The sequence below is a fragment of the Leucobacter sp. PH1c genome (genome assembly GCF_000633415.1).
Classification (GTDB): domain Bacteria; phylum Actinomycetota; class Actinomycetes; order Actinomycetales; family Microbacteriaceae; genus Leucobacter.
In genome coordinates, this window is sequence record NZ_AYMV01000009.1 from 42490 (window position 1) to 61637 (window position 19148).

Genomic DNA, 19148 nt, shown 5'->3' on the forward strand with positions numbered 1-19148 from the left:
GTTTCCAATCCGGGCGTGTCGCGCGGGCGCCCCGGAGCCGCTCCGCGGCGGCTCAGTCGGGGCTCGAAAGCCGTTGCAGGCGCTGCAGCGCGGCCCACGCCGACGCTTCCTCGGCCGCCTCGGCGGGCGGACGCTCCGCGAGCTCGGCGAGGCGCCGCTGCGCCTCCGCGACGTCGAGCTCGGGGCCGATCAGCACGAGCTCGCCGGGGAGCGGATTCGTCTCGGGCGGGAGTGCGGGATCAATTCCCGGCGCCGCGGCTAGGTGCACGAGCCCCGCAACGACGTTCACGTGCAGGCGGCGCACGCTGCGCGGGCCCCGGACGCTGACCCGCCCCTTGATCCGGAACGCCCCCGGGGGCGGCTCGACGAGCAGGGTGCGCAGGGCGCTCGCGGTGACGGGCGTGGGCAACTCGATCGCGGCGGATCCCGCGTGCGCGTGGCGGTGGCCGTGGCTGCTGCCGTGCAGGTCAGCTTCCTCCTGCGCAGCCGCCTCCCGCGCAGCTTCCTCCCGCGCAGCCGCCTGGGCGGCCTCCTCCGCTGCGGCACGGAAGAGTGCGGCGATCGGGAGCTCGTCGGCGGGATCCTCCACCGACGCCGCGTCGAAGACGAGCGCGGGGTCGATCGCGCCGTTCCTCGTGGGCACGACGGCCGCTGCCGGGTTCGCCGCCCGCACCGACCCGGTGAGCTGCACGATCACGGCCTCGCGGTCCCCTGGGGGCAGGAGGTCGGTCTTGCTGAGCACGGCGAGAGTCGTCGCCACGTGCCGCACGTCGCTCGCGGGCGCCTGATCATGCGCGACGGCGTCGAGCACCTCGATCATACCGCCGTACCGTGTCCCGCGACCGGTGGCCGCCCGGAGCATGCGGGCGAACGCGAGGGGCTCGGCGACGCCGCTCGCCTCGACGAGGATCGCGTCCAGCCGCAGCGCCGGGTCTGCCAGCTTCGCGATCGCGGGTTCGATCCCGCCAGCATCAGGCAAGCAGCACACGCAGCCGCCCGTGATCGCGACCGCCTCGTCGATCTGCCCGGCCACCAGCGCGGCATCGACGTTGATGGCACCGAAGTCGTTGATGATGACGCCGACCCGCGCGCCCGGCACGCGGAGCAGGTGGTTCAACAGGGTGGTCTTGCCCGCACCGAGGTAGCCCGTGATCCCGATCACGGGGAGGGGTGCGTGCGTGCGCGCGGAACGCGGCGATCGCGGCATGGAATGGCTCCTCTCGTGCCCGCCAGCCTAGAGCACGCTCGAGGGCACTCAGCCCTTCCCCTCCGTTTTCCTCGCGGCTTGACCGGTGGCGGGGCTCTGGGGAGCGAGAGGGGCTCGGAGATGGCCGACCGGTCAGCGGTCGCGTTTCTTGCTCGAGACGAACGCCCGGCGCGGCTCCGAGTCCATCAGCCATCTGGCACGAGATACCCGCCGAGGGCAGACTCTGACATGCTGGATGTTCTCAGCCTCTGAGACCGCACCGAGCCCTTGTTCGCTCCGACCCAACACGGAGCTTCTTGTCCATGACCGTGAAGGAGCATTCTTGGCAGTGTCAACGCTGATCACTTCTCCGATTGCAGCTGGCGCGTCAGCCTCGACGCTCATCTCCGCTTGGCTGAGCGCCCGATGAGCGATATGCACGCCGCCTTGGAGCGCGCAGCGACGGCATTAGAGACCGCGCACGCGCAGCGAGATCGAGCAGTACTTGAAGCTCACGCCGCGGGCATGGGCGGCACCGCTATCGCGGCGGCGGTCCGGCTATCACGAATGCAGGTGCATCGAATCATCCTGGCAGAAGAACGCCGGAAGACAGCCGCAGAGGAGCATTCCTCAGGCGCCTAGGTCGTTGTACACCGCGAGCGAGAGTTTGGGCAGCACACTGAATACACCTCACTGCCCCCGCACATCGGCCAGGGTGTCCTCAGCACTCACCTGAGTGTGCTGAGGCAGGCTTTTCGTCGCCGATCATCCATACAAATAGCTGATCCCTCGAATGTCCCCTCGCCCGAGGGTACGCATCGCTGACTCGCAGGTGTTTGCCATCGGCTTCATGACCTGGTTGTTCGCCTGCTGAGAGTGCCCGAGTCCGAACGTGTGGCCAAACTCATGCGTCGCGACGCCCTGCAGGTCGTACCGAGTTCCGGAGCATGCAGTACTGCTCCCGGTGTTCCAGGCATAGCTCGTGTTGTACTTCTGATCCGAACGGTATGGGTAGGCCCCGATCGAGTAAGTACATGTCGCGGCCAGAGTGCCTGAGGGAAGAGGACCCCACCCCTTCGTGTTGAGCGCAACCGCGTATGCCCCACAGCCTCCCCCACTTGTAGGCAGTGGGGTGCGTGTGGTTGTTCCCGCATAACTCGTGCGCAGCGAGGAGTACCCCGTGTTTCCGCACGAACCAGTGAGATTTCCTTTCCAACGGTTCGCTGCGCGCTGCAGGGTCGCTGCCGAGTCCGAGCCTTTCTGCCCGGTCGGGTTGTACTGCCATTCAACGAGACGCTTTGCCCAGTTATGCCCCAGCATCGCCGAGTCGGCACTGGTGCACTTGACCGGAGACGCCGCAGCCTGGATGCTCGGCGGACTTGTTTGCTCGCTCAGTGAGGCAAAGAGTTCAGCACCATCCAGAACGTCTTCGATCCGTTGAAGGTACTCCACTCCCTCGGCACTACCGAATAGTTCGTCGCCCACCCGTGCGGCTACGTCTCCGTCTTCATCAGCGACAAGAAGAACCTCGAGGACTTCAGGTGCCCCTTCCGCGGCAATTGCCTCATACCGCACTTCCATCCCTGGCTCAGGTATAACAAAATCCTGCCCTTCGGGGAGGATCAGAACTTGCTCTACACCTGGTGTTGACTCGACTGCCGGCAGATCATCCAGACTGTAGGTCTCTCCTCCTGTGGCGATAGCAGGAGACACTACAGAGGCAAATACTCCCACGAGCACGACACTAGCGACGCTCAAGAACCTCATCCTCACAGATCAGCCTTCCTTCTCGGGCGTTGACTACGGCCTACCGAACACAAATTCGTAGAGCGGAATCCACTGGAGCCCCTGTGACGAATCGCAAGTACTGTCGCCTCCTTGCGCGCACGCCGCGGAGGAACTCACCGTCAGTGGAATCGGAAGAAACGGAGTTGCGACAATGAGGAACCCAGCGACAACTGAGATCCACACAATCTTCCGACGTTGTGCCGAACGGAGGCCAACCGCACTCTCCACGCTCCGCTCCTGTCATTCCGGACGGGTCACAACGACCAGCATGAATCGTCAGATGAAGTCATGGTAGCTCCAGGCGGGTTTTCCGTCCAGTGGCCATGGACCTCCCTGCACACACTCACACGCGGAGCACTCATGCCAAGGCAGAGCCGCCTTGGCATCAGAACCCCGCTGGTGAATCGGTTGGCCCAAGGGGCTCCCGAAAGCAAGAAAGGCCCGGAACTCTGTTGATTTCTCAACGGAGTTCCGGGCCATTTTGTCGGGATGACAGGATTTGAACCTGCGACCCCGTCGTCCCGAACGACGTGCGCTACCAAGCTGCGCCACATCCCGATTTGCGCTTTCACGCAGGGACTACTCTATCGGGTCCGCGGCCAAACTGGGAAATCGTGGGCGGCCCGGGCGCGGCTCCGTTCGCCGGGGCGAGGAAACCGCTCGGGGCGCCTGCTCCTTACTCGGGGGCGACCACGCTCAGCGTCGCCAGCGTGACCGGGGTTTCCTGACCCGCCCAGGTCACCTGGAGCGCGGCGTCGCCGTCTCCCGCGGTGAGTCCGCCGCCCGCGAGCGCGTCGGCGTCGAGCACGTGCTGCACGCGGAGCGTCGCGAAGCCGGTCTCGGCGATGCTCGCGCCGCCGAGCGTGGAGACCGATGCCGCCCACAGCTCCGGCACGGCCCGCTCGGGCGAGCCCGTTCCCTGCGCCTGCGCGGTCTGCGGGAGCGGCGCCTCTTCCCCCGACGCGGAGACGCCCACCTGCTCGGCGCCTGCGCGACCATGGGCCATGGCTTCGGCGAAGACGGTGCGGCAGACAGGATCCCCCACCCCGTCCGTGATCCAGCGCGTGCCGAGCACGCCGTGCGCGGAGGTGTCGAGGAGGAACTCCTCGCCGCCCTCGAGCGGTGCCCCGCGGTACGTGAGGGGTACGTGGTAGACCGTGCGATCGCCCGCGGTGACGAGGTGACCCTCGATCCCCACCTCGCCCTCGGGGTCGTCGTACCGGTAGGCGCCGATCTTCTCGAGCGCGGTCACGTCGCCCGTGAACCAGGGGCGCGTGGGGAGCCAGGCCGCGAGCAGCTCCATCTTGGACGGAGACATCGTCGTGTCGTAAATGAGTGCCATGGGCCGATCCTACGCCGTTCTCCGGGGACGCGCCGAGGGATCTCGCCGAGGGATCTCGCCGAAGTTCCCCGGGAGACAGCACGAGTGCTCCGGGAGACAGCACGAGTGCTCCGGGAGACAGCACGAGTGCTCCGGGCGACAGCACGAGTGCTCCGGGAACAGCGCAGCGCCCCACCCGCCGTGAGGCGGACGGGGCGCTGCGCGGCGGAAGATCCGGCCGCAGGAGTTCCGGCCGCAGGAGGTCCGGCTGGGAAGATCCGGCTTACTTGCCCGAGTTCTTCTGGCGCGACGCGGAGCGCGCACGCGCGTTGGCGTCGAGCACGACCTTGCGGATGCGCACGTCCTCGGGGGTCACCTCGACACACTCGTCCTCGCGCGCGAACTCGAGGCACTCCTCGAGCGTCAGCTGGCGCGGGGGCGTCATCGACTCGAAGGTGTCCGCGTTCGCCGAACGCATGTTCGTGAGCTTCTTCTCCTTGGTGATGTTCACGTCCATGTCCTCGGAGCGCGAGTTCTCACCGATGACCATGCCCTCGTAGACCTCGGCCTGCGGCTGCACGAAGAACGACATGCGCTCCTGCAGGTTGATGATCGCGAACGGGGTGACCACGCCGGAGCGGTCCGCGACGATCGAGCCGTTGTTGCGGGTCGTGATGACGCCAGCCCACTCGCCGTAGCCGTGGGCGATCGCGTTCGCGATGCCGGTGCCGCGGGTGAGGGTCATGAACTCCGAGCGGAAGCCGATGAGGCCGCGCGACGGGACGATGAACTCCATGCGCACCCAGCCGGTGCCGTTGTTCACCATGTTCTCCATGCGTCCCTTGCGGGCAGCCAGGAGCTGCGTGATCGCGCCGAGGTGCTCCTCGGGGGTGTCGATCGTGAGGTGCTCGTAGGGCTCGTGCGTCTTGCCGTCGACCTGCTTGGTGACCACCTGGGGCTTGCCCACGGTGAGCTCGAAGCCCTCGCGGCGCATGTTCTCGACGAGGATCGCGAGCGCGAGCTCGCCGCGGCCCTGCACCTCCCAGGCGTCGGGACGCTCGGTGTCGACGACCTTGAGCGAGACGTTGCCGATGAGCTCGCGGTCGAGACGGTCCTTGATCATGCGGGCGGTGAGCTTGTGGCCCTTCACCTTGCCGACGAGGGGCGAGGTGTTCGCACCGATCGTCATCGAGATCGCGGGCTCGTCGACCGTGATGGTCGGCAGCGGGCGCACGTCCTCGGCGTCGGCGATCGTCTCGCCGATGGTGATGTCCTCGATGCCCGCGATCGCGACGATGTCGCCGGGGCCCGCCTGCTCGGCCGGGTAGCGGGTGAGCGCCTTCGTGAGCATGAGCTCGGTGATGCGCACGTTCGCGACCGTGCCGTCGTGCTTCACCCAGGCCACGTTCTGGCCCTTCTTGATCCAGCCGTTGTGCACGCGAAGCAGCGCGATGCGGCCGAGGAACGGCGAGGAGTCGAGGTTCGTGACGTGCGCCTGCAGCGGGTGCGTGTCGTCGTAGGTGGGGGCGGGCACGCGCTCGAGGATGGTCTCGAAGAGCGGCTCGAGGGTCTCGTTGTCGGGCAGCTCGCCGTCCGCGGGGCGGGTGTGGCTCGCGGCGCCGGCGCGGCCCGAGAGGTAGACGGTGGGCACGTCGAGCACGGCGTCGACGTCGATCTCGGGGTTGTCCTCGGAGAGGTCCGATGCGAGGCCGAGCAGCAGGTCCTGGGCCTCACCCTCGACCTCCTCGATGCGCGCGTCGGGGCGGTCGGTCTTGTTGACCGCGAGGATCACGGGGAGCTTCGCCTCGAGCGCCTTGCGCAGCACGAAGCGGGTCTGGGGCAGCGGGCCCTCGGAGGAGTCGACGAGCAGCACGACGCCGTCGACCATGGAGAGGGCGCGCTCGACCTCGCCGCCGAAGTCGGCGTGGCCGGGGGTGTCGACCACGTTGATGACGATCGGGCCGTTCTTCGCGTGCTCGCCTTCGTAGGTGATCGCGGTGTTCTTCGCGAGGATCGTGATCCCCTTCTCGCGCTCGAGATCATTCGAGTCCATGACCCGGTCGTCGACCTCGGCGTGCGCATCGAAGGAGTTCGTCTGGCGCAGCATGGCGTCGACGAGCGTGGTCTTGCCGTGGTCGACGTGGGCGACGATGGCGACATTGCGGAGGTCTTCGCGAGTGGCGAGAGCCATAGAGGTGGTGTCCTAACGTGACGAACGGGTCGTCGACACGGCGGGGTGCCGGGCACCGCGGGACGTTCCCCTCACGGCGCCGAAGAAGCCGACGCACTATTTTAGCGGATCACGGCCGTGTCCGCACACAGGGGATCATATATGATTCAGCCATGACTGCCGGGCCGAAGTTCACGCGCGGCCTGCTCGCCGTCCTCTCCTTCCTCGCGGCAACGGGCCCCTTCGCGACCGACATGTATCTCTCGTCGTTCACGCGGATCGCCGACGATCTCGGCGCCCCGGCCTCGTCCGTGCAGCTCACGCTCACGGCGTTCCTCCTCGGCATGGGGTCGGGGCAGCTCGTGCTCGGCCCGCTCTCCGACCAGTGGGGGCGGCGCCGGATCCTGCTCGGCGCGCTCGTGGTCTTTGCCGCGGCGAGCATCGCGATGGTCTTCTCCCCCACGATCGAGGTGCTCATCGCGTTGCGCTTCGTGCAGGGTTTCGCGGGCGCGGCCGGCGTGGTGATCTCGCGCGCGATCGCGGTCGACCTCACGGAGGGGGCCGACTCGATCCGTGCGATCAGCCTCATCGCGCTGTTCGTGGGCCTCGGCCCGCTGCTCGCGCCGCCCGTCGGCGGGGCGATCGCCGCGCTCAGCGACTGGCGCATGGTGTTCGCCGCCCTGGCCGTGCTCGCGGTCGCGATGCTCGTGCTCGCGAGTCTGTTCGTGCCCGAGTCACTGCCGCAGGCCCAGCGCCACGCCTCCGGGCTGCGGGCCGCCGCCCGCGGCTTCGCCATGCTGCTGCGGGATCGCCGCTTCGTGCTCCTCATGTGCGTCTTCGGCCTCGGTTTCGGCGGCATGATGGCGTACATCTCGGCGTCCCCGTTCGTGGGGCAGGTGGTGCTCGGCATGCCCCCGTTCGTGTACTCGCTCGCCTTCGCGCTCGGCGCGCTCGCGATGATCACCGCGAACACGATCAACGCCCGGCTCGCGGGGCGCGTGCCCCCGACCCGGATGCTCCTGCTCGGCACGCTGCTGGCCCTCGCATCGGGAGCGACGCTCACCGCGCTCACGCTGAGCGATGCGCTCTCCCCCGCCGCGTTCATCGCGTGCGCGTTCGCGCTGACGGGCGGCACGGGGTTCATCATGTCGAACGCGAGCGCGCTGGCGCTCGCTCGGGCCCGGGAGGCACGGGGCGCCGGATCGGCCCTGCTCGGTGCGGCGCAGTTCGCGGTGGGCGGCCTCGCCTCACCGCTCGTGGGCGCGTGGGGCGAGCACACGGCGCTGCCGATGGCGCTCTTCGTGCTCGCGGTCGCCGTGCTCGCGGTGTGCGGCGCGCTCCTCGCCCGAACTTCCGAGTGACTCTGCTCCGGTATCCCGGGGCCGAACTGCACCGTACTCGAACTTCATTCGAGTACGGTGCAGTTCCGTCGGGCCTGCCAGCCCCCAGCCAGCTCAGCCCAGCTTCTCCCCCGCGGGCTCACGGAGGGCGCGGGCGGCCTCGCGGCGGATGGCCTGCTCGGCCGGATCCGGCACCGGAAGCGACGCCAGCAGGCGCTGCGTGTAGCGCTCCCGCGGGGCGCGCAGCACCTCCGACGCGGGCCCGCTCTCGACGAGCTCGCCGTGGTACAGCACGCCCACACGGTCGGCGAGCGCGTCGACCACGGCGAGGTCGTGCGTGATGAACAGGGCCGCGAAGCCGAGCTCGGCCTGCAGCTCGGTGAAGAGCTCGAGCACGCGCGCCTGCACTGAGACGTCGAGCGCGGAGGTCGGCTCGTCAGCGATGAGCAGCTTGGGATCGAGCGCGAGCCCGCGCGCGAGCGAGGCGCGCTGCCGCTGACCGCCCGAGAGCTCGTGCGGGAAGCGGTCGCCGTAGGAGCGCGGCAGCTGGACGGCTTCGAGCAGCTCGTCGACGCGGGGCCGCGCCGCGGCCGGGGTCGCGGCGATCTTCTGCACCACGAGCGGCTCCGCGACGTTCTCCGCGATCGTGAGCAGCGGGTTGAAGCTCGACGCGGGATCCTGGAACACGAATCCGATGTCGCGCCGCGCGGCCCGGAAGCGCCGTTCCTTGAAGCCGACCATCTCGTGGCCGAGCACGGTGAGCGATCCGCCCGTCGCGGGGGTGAGCCCCGCAATCGCGCGGCCGATCGTCGACTTGCCCGAACCCGATTCGCCGACGAGGCCGTAGACCTCGCCCGCGGCGATCTCGAAGTCGACGCCGCGAACCGCGAGGAAGCCCGGCTTCCCGAGCCGGCCCGGGTAGCGGATCTCGAGCCCGCGCGCGGACACGAGCGGCTGCGCGGCTCCCGACGCGGCGGACCCCTCCCGCGGATCCCGCGCGCGCTCCGCGACGGAGCTCCGGATCGGCCCCTCCCCGAGCTTCAGCACGGCGCCGAGCAGCTGCTTCGTGTAGGCCTCGCGGGGGTGCGCGAAGAGCTCCGCGACGGGCGCGCGCTCCACGACTTCGCCCTGGTACATCACGGCCACGTCGTCGGCGAGGTCGGCGACCACGCCCATGTTGTGCGTGATGAGCAGGATCGCGGTGCCGAACTCGTCGCGCAGCTGCCGGAGGAGGTCGAGGATCTCTGCCTGCACGGTCACGTCGAGCGCGGTGGTCGGCTCGTCGGCGACGATCAGACCGGGCCGCAGCGCGAGCGCCATGGCGATCATAACGCGCTGTTTCTGCCCGCCTGACAGCTGGTGCGGGTACGAGTCGACGCGCTCGGCGGGATCCGGGATCCCCACGCGCTCGAGCATCTCGATGGCCCGCTCGCGCGCGACGCGCTTCGAGAGCTTCTCGTGCGCGCGCAGTCCCTCCGCGATCTGCCAGCCGATCGTGTAGACCGGGTTGAGCGCGGTCGACGGCTCCTGGAAGACCATCGCGACGTCGCGGCCGCGCACGCTGCGCAGCTGATCGCGGGAGAGGCTCAGCACATCGTTCGTCTCGCCGCCGTCACGGGAGGTGAGGATCACCGAGCCCTCGGCGGTCGCGGTCTCCGGGAGGAGGCCGAGCACGGTGCGCGCGGACACGGTCTTGCCGGATCCGGACTCCCCCACGACCGCGAGCACGCGGCCGGGCTCGACCGTCAGGGAGACGCCGTCGACGGCGCGCACCGGTCCGTGGTCGGTAGCGAAGGTCACCTCGAGATCGCGGATCTCGAGCACGGAGCCCGTGCGGGGCGCTGCGGCCCCGGTGCGGGATGCGGTGCGGCTCATCGCGTCGTTCCTTCCTGTGGGGTGCCGTCCGCCGCGTCGACCACGGGGTGCGACGCGGTTTCGAGCCCGGGCAGCGAGGTCGCCGCGACCGTTCCGGCTCCGGCCTTCGCGCGGCGGCGGCTGCGCAGCCGCGGGTCGGCAAGGTCGTTGAGGCTCTCGCCCGTGAGGGTGAGGCCCGTGACGATGAGCACGATCGCGAGGCCCGGCCAGAGGCTCGTCCACCACACGCCGTTCGTCACGTCCGCGATCGCCTTGTTCAGGTCGTAGCCCCACTCCGCCGCCGAGTTCGGCTCGATGCCGAAGCCGAGGAAGCCGAGCCCCGCGAGGGTGAGGATCGCCTCGGAGGCGTTGAGCGTGAACACGAGCGGCAGCGAGCGCGTGGAGTTGCGCAGCACGTGGCGGAACATGATCCGGCCGCGGCTCGCGCCGACGACGCGCGCCGATTCGACGAAGGCCTCGGCCTTCACGCGCACCACCTCGGAGCGCACCACGCGGAAGTACTGCGGGATGAACACGACCGTGATCGACAGGGCGGCCGACCAGATGCCGCCCCACAGGCTCGACTGCCCGCCCGAGATCACGATCGACATGACGATCGCGAGGAGCAGCGAGGGGAACGCGTAGATCGCGTCGGTGATCATCACGAGCACGCGGTCGAGCGCGCCGCCGATGTAGCCGGAGACGAGGCCGAGCAGCGTGCCCGCGAAGATCGAGCTCACCACGGCGATGACGATCACGAGGAGCGCGGTGCGGGATCCCCAGATCACGCGCGAGAGCACGTCGTAGCCCGCGATCGTGGTGCCGAACGGGTGGGCCGCGGAGGGCGCTGTGCGCGATCCGAAGTCGCCGTCGGGGCCCGCGAGCGCGTTGAAGTCGTACGGCGCGATGAGCGGTGCGAACACGGCGAGCACGAGGAAGAACGCGACGAGCGCGAGGCCGGCGATGAGCATGCCGCGCTGCAGGCCGACGCTCTGGCGCAGCTGCTTGATGAGCGGCCAGGAGTGCCAGCCCCGCTCGGCGGTGGGGGTGGTCAGGATGGCTTCGGTGGTCATCTCAGTACCTCACTCGCGGGTCGATGAGCGCTGCGACGACGTCGACGACGAAGTTGCTGAGAGCGACGATCACGGCGAGCAGCGCGACGATGCCCTGCACTGCGACGAAGTCGCGGGCGCTCAGGTAGTGGGCGAGCTGGAAGCCGAGGCCCTTCCACTCGAAGGTGGTCTCGGTCAGCACCGCGCCGCCGAGCAGCATCGCGATCTGCAGGCCGATGACCGTGATGATCGGGATCAGCGCCGGCCGGTAGGCGTGCTTCGTGACGAGCCGGAACTCCCCGACGCCGCGGGAGCGCGCCGAGTCGACGTACTCGCGCCCGATCGTGCCGATCATGTTCGTGCGCACGAGGCGGAGGAAGATCCCCGCCGTCATCATGCCGAGCGTGAGGGCCGGCAGGATCGCGTGGATGAGCACGTCGCCGACGTTCGCGAGATTCCCGGTGCGGAACGCGTCGATTAAGTAGAAGCCGGAGGGCGCGTCGAGCATCTCGATCTGCAGCTCCGTGCCGATCGATGCACGCCCCGAGACGGGCAGCCAGCCGAGCCACACGCCGAAGATGAGCTTCATGAGTAGGCCCGAGAAGAACACGGGGGTCGCGTAGGTGAAGATCGCGAAGACGCGGAGCACCGCGTCGGGTCCGCGGTCGCGGTAGTAGGCGGCGAGCATGCCGAGCGGGATGCCCACGACGAACGCGACGATGAGAGTGAAGACGGCCAGTTCGAGCGTGGCGGCGCCGAAGGTGGCGAGCACCTCGGTCACGGCGCGATTGTCGCTGATGGTCGTGCCGAAGTTGCCCGTGAAGACCTGGCCCAGGTATTCGAAGTACTGGGTGAGGATCGGGCGATCGTAGCCGGCATCGTGGATGCGCTTGGCGAGCTCGTCGGGCGGCAGCTTGCCGCCCACCGCAGCGGTGATCGGATCGCCGATGCTGCGCATCAGCAGGAACACCATGGTGACGAGGATGAAGACGGTGGGGAGGATGAGGAGCGCGCGCCACAGGATGTAGCGGAGCAGGCCCCCTCCCGAGCGAGCGGCGCGCGTGGGTGCCGGCGCCGTCGGGGATGCGAGTGTAGCCATCGTGAGACTCGCCGACGGCGTGCGGGGGGACTCCCCCGCACGCCGTCGGTTCGAGGTCTAGTTCTTCGTGATCGTGCCGAGTCGGAACTTGAACGAACCGTCGAGCACGACGCCGTCGATCGCGTCGGTCGTGACCGCGACCTGCGTGCCCTGGAGCAGCGGGATCATCGGGACGTCCTGTGCGACCTGGGCCTGCGCCTCCTCGATGAGGGCGGTGCGCTTCGCGGGGTCGGTTTCAACGCGCTCACCGGCGATGAGCTCGTTGGTCTTCGGCGAGCTGTAGTGGTTGTTGAAGAAGCCGCCATCGACGAAGAACGGGCTCAGGAAGTTGTCCGCGTCCGAGAAGTCGGGGAACCAGCCGAGCTGGTACATCGGGTACGCGTCGGCCGGGAAGTCCTTCGAGTACTGGCCCCACTCAGTCGACTGCAGGTCGACCGAGAAGACGCCGTCCGTCTCGAGCTGCTGCTTGATGAGGGCGTACTCCTCGGAGGACGCGTCGCCGTAGTGGTCGGGGTTGTACTGCAGCTGCAGCTTGACGGGGAGCGTGATGCCTGCGCCCTCGAGGCGGGCCTTGGCCGCGGCCGCGTCGGCCCCGCCCTGCTTGTCGCCGTAGAGCTCCTTGAACGCGTCGGTGGCGCCCGTGAAGCCCTGCGCAACCGGGCTGTAGAGCGGCGTGAAGGTGTCCTTGTACACCTGCGTCGCGATCTTCTCGCGGTCGATCATGTCGGCCGCCGCCTGGCGCACGGCGAGCGCCTTCGCCTCGTCAGCCTCCGGCGTCTTCGCGCCGAAGGGCTGCGTGTCGAAGTTGAAGACGATGTAGCGGATCGCGCCGCCGGGGCCGTCGACGAGCTGCAGGCCGTCGGTCTTGCCGAGCTTCTCGGTGTCGGTCGCGGAGAGGCTGCGGAAGGCCACGTCCACGGCCTTCGTCTCCATCGCCTGGCTGAGGTTCGTCTCGTTCGCGAAGTACTTCACGTTGACGTCGCTCGTCTTGGGCGCGCCCCACATGCCCGCGTAGTCGGCGTTCGCCGTGTACGACGCGAGGTCGTTCTTCTTGAAGCTCTTCAGCGTGTACTGGCCGGCGAAGGGCTGGCCCTTCACGATCTCCTCATCGCTCAGCACGGCGTCGGCGGGGAACACGTCCTCGTCGACGATCGGAGCGACGGGGGTGGAGAGCACCTGCGGGAAGGTCTGGTCGTTGCCCTCCTTGAGGTGGAACTCGACCGTCGTGTCGTCGGGGGTCTCGACCTTCTCGAGGTTGCCGAGGAGGCTCGACGGGCCGCTCGGATCGGCGATCTTCACCTGGCGATCGAACGTGAACTTCACGTCCGAGCTGGTGAGGTCGTTGCCGTTCGCGAATTTGAGCCCGTCCTTGAGCTTCACCGTGTACACGGTGGGCGAGGTGAACTCGGCCGACTCGGCGATGTCGGGCGCGACGTCGCTCGACCCGATCTCGTGGTTGAGCAGGAACGGATAGACGTTCGTCATGACGGCGAACGAGCCGTTGTCATACGAACCGGCGGGATCGAGCGAGGTCACGACGTCGGTCGTGCCCACCGTGATCGCTCCGCCGGAGCCGCTGTCTCCGCCGCCGGTGTTCCCGCCGCCGGCTCCGTTGCTCGCGCAGGCCGTGAGCAGCACGGCGCTGCCGATCAGCGCTGCCGCAGACATCATTGTCTTCTTCAAGAGTTCCTCCAGGTACCCAAGGGGTGACGCGCGCGGCGGAAGCAGTGCGCTTCGCTGCGCGTGTCGTTCAACGAACTTGAGCCTACCGAACGTTCGGCGGAAGCCCGACCGTCGCGACCATTTTGTGACCACCCCGAACAAAGACGAACACCCCCTCAGCGTCTGAGGGGGTGTTCGTCCACACCTGAGGACGCCGAAGGGCGTCTCGAAGTGACTATCCGGCGGTGCCTGCGTCCTCGAGCCCCAGCTCGATGTTCGCCCCGGGAATCGCCGCGAGGAGGTTCTTCGTGTACTCCTGCTGCGGGTTCTCGAAGACCTCGCTCGTGGTCGCCTGCTCCACGATCCGGCCCTGCTGCATCACGCACACGCGATCCGCGATCAGGCGGACGACCGCGAGGTCGTGCGTGATGAACAGGTACGTGAGGCCCAGCTCTCGCTGGAGCTCCGCGAGGAGGTCCAGGATCTGCGCCTGCACGAGCACGTCGAGCGCGGAGACCGCCTCGTCGAGCACGAGAATGTCCGGCTTGAGCGCCAGGCCGCGGGCCACCGCGACGCGCTGCCGCTGACCGCCCGAGAGCTCGTTCGGGTAGCGGGTCGCGAGCTCGCGGGGCAGGGCCACCTGGTCGAGCAGTTCGAGCATGCGGGCCTTGCGGCTCGCCGCGTCGCCCACGCCGTGGATCTTCAGCGGCTCCATGATGGTGTTGCCGATGTTGTGGAGCGGGTCCAGGGAGCCGTAGGGGTCCTGGAACACGGGCTGGAGCGTCGAGCGGAGCTTGAACAGCTCCGCGCGGCTCATGCCCTTCGTCTCCTTGCCGCCGACCCGGATCGAGCCGGAGCTCGGTTCCTCGAGCTGCAGCACCATCTTGGCGATCGTCGACTTGCCGGATCCCGACTCGCCGACGAGCGCCATCGTCTCGCCGCGCTTCACCGTGAAGGTGGCTCCCGAGACCGCATGGAAGTCCTCGGATCCGAAGTTGCCCTTGCGGATCTTGTAGATCTTCCCGAGATCCGAGACCTCAATCATCGGCTCGCCGTGCTTCACGACGCGCTCGGCGCCCTCCGCGAGAGCGGCGAGGTCGAACGACTCGGTGGGCGCTGCGGGGACCGCGGCGTCGCCGCCGATGCGGCGCGAGGCGAGGCTCGGCGCCGCCGACACGAGGCGCTTCGTGTAGGGGTGCTGCGGGCGCTGGAGGATCTCCTTGCTCGGCCCCGACTCCACGATGTTGCCCTGGTACATGACGATGAGCTTCTCCGCGCGCTCGGCCGCGAGGCCGAGGTCGTGGGTGATGAAGACGACCGCCGTGCCGAGCTGCGAGGTGAGCTGCTCCAGGTGGTCGAGCACCACGCGCTGCACCGTCACGTCGAGCGCCGAGGTGGGCTCATCCGCGATCAGGAGCGCCGGCTCCGCCGAGAGACCGATGCCGATGAGCGCGCGCTGCTTCATGCCGCCCGAGAACTGGTGCGGGTACTGCTTCATGCGCTGCTCGGCGTTCTGCAGGCCGGCCTGCTCGAGCACCTGGACGGCGCGTGCGCGCACCTCCTTGCGCCCCTTGGCGAGGCCGTTCGCACGGATCGCTTCCTCGACCTGGAAACCGATCGACCAGACCGGGTTCAGGTTCGACATCGGGTCCTGCGGAACGAGGCCGATCTCGCGTCCGCGGATCGACTCCATGTCGCGCCGGCCGATGCCGACGAGCTCGCGCCCCTGCCAGTTCACGGAACCGCCCGTGATGTGGCCGGTGCCCGGGAGGAGGTTCATGACCGCGTGCATCGTGGTCGACTTGCCGGAGCCGGACTCGCCGACGATGGCGACGGTCTCTCCGGGGAACACGTCGAAGCTGACGCCGTGGACGACTTCCTTCGGCTGCTTGTCGACCTTGAACGCGACCCGGAGGTCGCGGACGCTCAGGACGGGCTTCATCTGCTGTGCTTCGCTTCCGTTCGTGGTCTCGCTCATCGTCGCGCCCTCGCCTTCGGGTCGAGTGCGTCGCGGACGACCTCACCCAGCAGGATGAAGCCGAGCACCGTGATGGTGAGCGCGAGCGACGGCCAGAGCAGCGGCATCGGGTCGGTGCGCAGCGACAGCTGAGCCGCGCTGATGTCGTTGCCCCAGCTGATGAACTGCCCAGGGGGCAGGCCGACGCCGAGGAACGAGAGGACCGACTCGGCGACGATCGCCGAGGAGAGCGAGATCGTCGTGACGACGATCGCGGGGGCGATCGCGTTCGGGATGACGTGCTTCACCATCGTCCCGAGGCGGGAGAGTCCGAGCGACTCCGCCGCCATCACGAAATCGGCGTTCTTCACCCGAAGGATCTCACTGCGCACGATGCGCGCGGTGATGGGCCAGGAGAAGCCGCCGATCGCGAGCGCGATGACGAGCGGGTTGCGGTGCTCGGAGAGCACGCTCATCACGACGACGGCCGCGAGGATGTAGGGAATCGAGAAGAAGATGTCGCCGATGCGGGAGAGCACGGAGTCGAGCGCGCCGCCGAAGAAGCCGGCGATCGAGCCCATGATGGTGCCCACCACGAAGGTGATCGTGATCACGATGAGGCCGACGGACACCGAGGTCGAGGTGCCGTGGACGATGCGCGAGTAGACGTCGCAGCCCTGCTTGTTGAAGCCGAGCGGGTGCCCCGAGGTGGGGCTGCCGTTCGAGTTCGGGAGGGTGCACGTGCGGGGATCCACCTGGGTGAAGAGCGTCGGGAACAGCGCGACGAGGGCGACGACGAGGAGGATCACCGCGGAGATCCAGAACATCGGCCGACCGCGCATATCGCGCCAAGCGTCGCGCCAGAGCGAGGACTTCTTCTCGGAGATCTTCACCGCGTCGACGGCCGCGACGGGCGTCTCGTCGAACGGGGCGACGTAGTGTTCGATGTGGGGCTTCTGCGGCTCAGGCATAGCGGATCCTCGGATCGAGAACGGCGTAGAGGAGATCGACGAGCAGGTTCACGCCGAGGTAGATGAGCACCATCACGGTGACGAAGGAGACCACCGTGGTGTTCTCGCCCTTCAGGATCGCCTTGAAGAGCACGTTGCCGACGCCGGGCACGTTGAAGATGCCCTCCGTGACGGTCGCGCCGACCATGAGGATGCCGAAGTCCGTCGCCGTGTTCGTGATCGTGGGGATCAGGGAGTTGCGGAGCACGTGCACGGGGATGACCCGGCCGCGGCTCAGGCCCTTCGCGTACGCGGTGCGGACGAAGTCCTGGTTCAGCGTGTCAATCACGGAGGCGCGGGTGAGGCGCATGCTCGTGGCATAGAGGCTGACGCCCAGCACGATGGCCGGGAGCAGGAGGTCCTTGAGCGGGGCTCCCCCGCCGACGGTCGGGCTGAACCAGCCGAGCTTGAGTCCGAGGCCGTACTGCGCGATGAACGCGATCACGAAGATCGGGATACTCATGAAGATGAGCCCGATGATCAGGTTGATGTTGTCGAACAGCTTGCCCTTGCGGAGGCCCGAGAACAGGCCGATCACGACGGCGAGCACGAGCGAGATGGCGATCGCCATGATCGCCAGCTTGATCGTCACCGGGAAGGCGCGGGCGAGGATCTGGGAGACCGGCTCGCCCGAGAAGCTCACACCGAAGTCACCGATGAAGATGCCCTTCAGGTACAGCAGGTACTGGATGAAGAACGGCTGGTCCAGGTTGTACTGCTCGCGGAGCCGCTCGAGGACGGCGTCGCTCGGGACCTTCTCGCCGAACATTGCGGCGACGGGGTCGCCCGGCATGGCGAAGACCATGAAGTAGATGAGGAAGGTGGTCCCGAGGAGAACCGGGATCACCTGAAGAACGCGGAAGAGGATGTATCTCAGCATGTGCTGGTCCTCCCCCGCTCGACTGAGCTATGCATGTGGGTATTCTCTCGCAGTTGTGGTGCGCAGCAAACCTCGGGACTTCGGTGTTCCGGGCCTGCAAGTCTGGGGGCCGTGCCGCGGGGAGGGTGTCCCCGCGGCACGGCGGAGGCCCCGGAGCACGCTCCGGGGCCCACGCAGAAGGGTTACTTCTTGGTGATCTCGTTGAAGATCGGGACCGAGTTCCAGCCGAACTTCACGTTGTCGACGTTCTCGCTGAAGCCACCGGTCGTGCCCTGGTACCAGAGCGGGATCGAGGGCATGTCCTCGAGGAGGATCTCCTGAGCCTGGTGCAGCTTATCGATCGACTTCTCGTGATCGGCTTCCTGCACGGCCTCGTCGAGCAGCTTGTCGAACTCGGCGTTCGAGTAGAAGCCGTGGTTCGAGCTCGCACCCGTGTAGTACAGGGGCTGCAGGTAGTTGTACGCACCCGGGTAGTCGGCCTGCCAGCCGGCGCGGAACGGGCCGCCCACGGTGTCAGCCTCGCGGTCCTCCAGGAACGCCTGGAAGGTCGGGTACAGCTTCGGCGCTGCGGTGATGCCGAGGTTGTTCGCCCACTGGTTCGCAACGGCCTCGATCCACACCTGGTGCGGGCCGTCGGAGTTGGTCGCGACCTCGAGCGTGCCCTCGAAGGGGCTGATCTTGTCGGCCTCAGCCCACAGCTTCTTCGCCTCGTCGAGGTTGAAGTCGAGCTTCTCGACGCCCTTCAGATCCTCGGTGTAGCCATCAACGATGGGCGAGGTGAAGTCCTTCGCGGGGATGTTGGTGCCCTCGAAGATCACGTCGATGATCTCCTCGCGGTCGACCGCCATCGACAGCGCCTGGCGGCGCAGCTTGCCCTCTTCGCCCGTGAAGTGCTCGAGGTTCTCCGAGATGGTGAGCGTCGTCATGAGCGCACCGGCCTGGTTGATGGCGCGATCGCCGAGCTCGTCCTGGAAGACCGCGAACGAGGTGTCCGGGATCTGGTCGAGCACGTCGAGGTTGTTCGCCATCAGGTCCGTGTAGGCCGCGTCGAGCGACGCGTAGACCTTGAAGTCGATGCCGCCGTTGACGACCTCGCGGGGGCCGACGTAGCTGTCGTTCTTCACGAGCTTGATCTCGACATCGTGCTTCCACGCGTCGTCGCTCGCGAACTTGTACAGGCCGTTGCCGATCGGCGCCTGGCCGAAGGCCTCCATGTCCTCGAACGCGACGTCCGGGAGCGGGTAGTAGGCCGAGTAGCCGAGACGATCCCGGAAGTCGGGGGTCGCGTCGATCGTGAACGTGTAGTCGTCAACGACCTTCAGGCCCTCGAGCTGCTCAACGGGCTCGCTGTCGCTGAAGCCCTTGATCGCCTCGAAGAAGTACTGGTTGCCGAGCGCGTTGTCGACGTTCGCCGCGTAGTTCCACGCGTCGACGAAGTTGTGCGCCTGAACGGGCGTGCCGTCGGAGAAGACCGCATCCTCGCGGAGCTTCACCGTCCAGAGCGTGCCGTTCTCCGACTCGATCGACTCGGCGACACCCATCTGGGTCGCACCATCGGCGTCGTAGTACACGAGGCCTTCCCAGAGCGCGTCGACGACCTTGCCGCCGCCGACCTCGGTCGTGTCAGCGGGAATGAGGCCCTTCTGAGGCTCGGTGGCGTTGACGGTGATGATGCCCTCACCGCTGCCGCTCGCACCGTTGTCCGATCCCCCGCCCGACGTGCAGCCCGACAGGGCGAGCGCGCCTGCGGCGGCCAGAGCGATGAAGCCCAGGCCCATCCGTGATCGCTTCACTAGTTTCCTCCTTGAACGTGTCCGCCCCGGGCAGCG

At 67.9% G+C, this 19148-nt stretch carries 13 protein-coding genes and 1 tRNA gene; 1 reads left to right on the forward strand and 13 read right to left on the reverse strand.

Features of this window, described 5'->3' with window-relative positions; all coding sequences use genetic code 11:
- Window positions 1-52 precede the first annotated feature (52 nt).
- The 5 genes from U874_RS0103120 to typA form a co-directional block, all read right to left on the reverse strand.
- Window positions 53-1207 (reverse strand): GTP-binding protein, encoded by a 1155-nt coding sequence (locus U874_RS0103120; protein ID WP_025133092.1) that lies wholly within the window; start codon window positions 1205-1207, stop codon window positions 53-55.
- A 744-nt stretch (window positions 1208-1951) separates the two neighbouring features.
- The gene (locus U874_RS15900) at window positions 1952-2953 is read right to left on the reverse strand and encodes a matrixin family metalloprotease (protein ID WP_369802344.1); all 1002 of its coding nucleotides are present in this window, start codon (window positions 2951-2953) and stop codon (window positions 1952-1954) included.
- A 505-nt stretch (window positions 2954-3458) separates the two neighbouring features.
- Window positions 3459-3532 (reverse strand) — tRNA-Pro (locus tag U874_RS0103125).
- 118 nt (window positions 3533-3650) lie between these two features.
- Window positions 3651-4316: a hypothetical protein gene (locus U874_RS15630; protein ID WP_025133093.1), complete on the reverse strand. Its 666-nt coding sequence runs from the start codon at window positions 4314-4316 to the stop codon at window positions 3651-3653.
- A 262-nt stretch (window positions 4317-4578) separates the two neighbouring features.
- On the reverse strand, window positions 4579-6486 hold the full coding sequence (typA, locus tag U874_RS0103135) for a translational GTPase TypA (RefSeq protein WP_025133094.1): 1908 nt from the start codon (window positions 6484-6486) through the stop codon (window positions 4579-4581).
- A 152-nt stretch (window positions 6487-6638) separates the two neighbouring features.
- On the opposite strand from typA, the gene U874_RS0103140 reads away from it, so the two are divergent.
- Window positions 6639-7826, forward strand: a complete 1188-nt coding sequence (locus U874_RS0103140) for a multidrug effflux MFS transporter (protein ID WP_051582777.1) — start codon at window positions 6639-6641, stop codon at window positions 7824-7826.
- 93 nt (window positions 7827-7919) lie between these two features.
- Here U874_RS0103140 and U874_RS0103145 read toward each other — a convergent pair whose 3' ends face one another.
- The 8 genes from U874_RS0103145 to U874_RS0103180 all read right to left on the reverse strand — a co-directional run bounded on the left by U874_RS0103145 (window position 7920) and on the right by U874_RS0103180 (window position 19112).
- Entirely contained in the window at window positions 7920-9680 is a 1761-nt protein-coding gene (locus tag U874_RS0103145; RefSeq protein WP_025133096.1) for an ABC transporter ATP-binding protein, read from the reverse strand.
- Entirely contained in the window at window positions 9677-10732 is a 1056-nt protein-coding gene (locus tag U874_RS0103150) for an ABC transporter permease (protein ID WP_025133097.1), read from the reverse strand. The genes U874_RS0103145 and U874_RS0103150 overlap by 4 nt, the downstream gene beginning before the upstream one ends.
- Window position 10733: 1 nt before the next feature.
- The gene (locus U874_RS0103155; RefSeq protein ID WP_025133098.1) at window positions 10734-11810 is read right to left on the reverse strand and encodes an ABC transporter permease; all 1077 of its coding nucleotides are present in this window, start codon (window positions 11808-11810) and stop codon (window positions 10734-10736) included.
- A 57-nt stretch (window positions 11811-11867) separates the two neighbouring features.
- Window positions 11868-13478: an ABC transporter substrate-binding protein gene (locus U874_RS0103160; protein ID WP_051582778.1), complete on the reverse strand. Its 1611-nt coding sequence runs from the start codon at window positions 13476-13478 to the stop codon at window positions 11868-11870.
- A gap of 229 nt (window positions 13479-13707) precedes the next feature.
- Window positions 13708-15450 carry an ABC transporter ATP-binding protein gene (locus U874_RS0103165; RefSeq protein ID WP_025133100.1) on the reverse strand — a complete coding sequence of 581 codons (1743 nt, stop codon included), beginning with the start codon at window positions 15448-15450 and terminating at the stop codon, window positions 13708-13710.
- The gene (locus U874_RS0103170) at window positions 15447-16400 is read right to left on the reverse strand and encodes an ABC transporter permease (protein ID WP_025133101.1); all 954 of its coding nucleotides are present in this window, start codon (window positions 16398-16400) and stop codon (window positions 15447-15449) included. Before U874_RS0103170 ends, U874_RS0103165 begins: the two co-directional genes overlap by 4 nt.
- A complete protein-coding gene (locus tag U874_RS0103175; RefSeq protein ID WP_025133102.1) occupies window positions 16393-17319 on the reverse strand; it encodes an ABC transporter permease in 927 nt (308 codons plus the stop codon). Before U874_RS0103175 ends, U874_RS0103170 begins: the two co-directional genes overlap by 8 nt.
- 182 nt (window positions 17320-17501) lie before the next feature.
- Complete coding sequence (locus U874_RS0103180) at window positions 17502-19112, reverse strand: ABC transporter substrate-binding protein (RefSeq protein WP_025133103.1); 1611 nt, start codon at window positions 19110-19112, stop codon at window positions 17502-17504.
- Between the last annotated feature and the right edge of the window lie 36 nt (window positions 19113-19148).

What these genes read in the sequence shown, in the direction of transcription:
- U874_RS0103120 (WP_025133092.1), bottom strand. Translation starts at nt 1,207, where the DNA reads ATGCCGCGATCGCCGCGTTCCGCGCGCACGCACGCACCCCTCCCCGTG.
- U874_RS15900 (WP_369802344.1), bottom strand. Translation starts at nt 2,953, where the DNA reads ATGAGGTTCTTGAGCGTCGCTAGTGTCGTGCTCGTGGGAGTATTTGCC.
- U874_RS0103155 (WP_025133098.1), bottom strand. Translation starts at nt 11,810, where the DNA reads ATGGCTACACTCGCATCCCCGACGGCGCCGGCACCCACGCGCGCCGCT.
- U874_RS0103150 (WP_025133097.1), bottom strand. Translation starts at nt 10,732, where the DNA reads ATGACCACCGAAGCCATCCTGACCACCCCCACCGCCGAGCGGGGCTGG.
- U874_RS0103175 (WP_025133102.1), bottom strand. Translation starts at nt 17,319, where the DNA reads ATGCTGAGATACATCCTCTTCCGCGTTCTTCAGGTGATCCCGGTTCTC.
- U874_RS0103170 (WP_025133101.1), bottom strand. Translation starts at nt 16,400, where the DNA reads ATGCCTGAGCCGCAGAAGCCCCACATCGAACACTACGTCGCCCCGTTC.
- U874_RS0103165 (WP_025133100.1), bottom strand. Translation starts at nt 15,450, where the DNA reads ATGAGCGAGACCACGAACGGAAGCGAAGCACAGCAGATGAAGCCCGTC.
- typA (WP_025133094.1), bottom strand. Translation starts at nt 6,486, where the DNA reads ATGGCTCTCGCCACTCGCGAAGACCTCCGCAATGTCGCCATCGTCGCC.
- U874_RS0103145 (WP_025133096.1), bottom strand. Translation starts at nt 9,680, where the DNA reads ATGAGCCGCACCGCATCCCGCACCGGGGCCGCAGCGCCCCGCACGGGC.
- U874_RS0103140 (WP_051582777.1), top strand. Translation starts at nt 6,639, where the DNA reads ATGACTGCCGGGCCGAAGTTCACGCGCGGCCTGCTCGCCGTCCTCTCC.
- U874_RS15630 (WP_025133093.1), bottom strand. Translation starts at nt 4,316, where the DNA reads ATGGCACTCATTTACGACACGACGATGTCTCCGTCCAAGATGGAGCTG.
- U874_RS0103160 (WP_051582778.1), bottom strand. Translation starts at nt 13,478, where the DNA reads ATGTCTGCGGCAGCGCTGATCGGCAGCGCCGTGCTGCTCACGGCCTGC.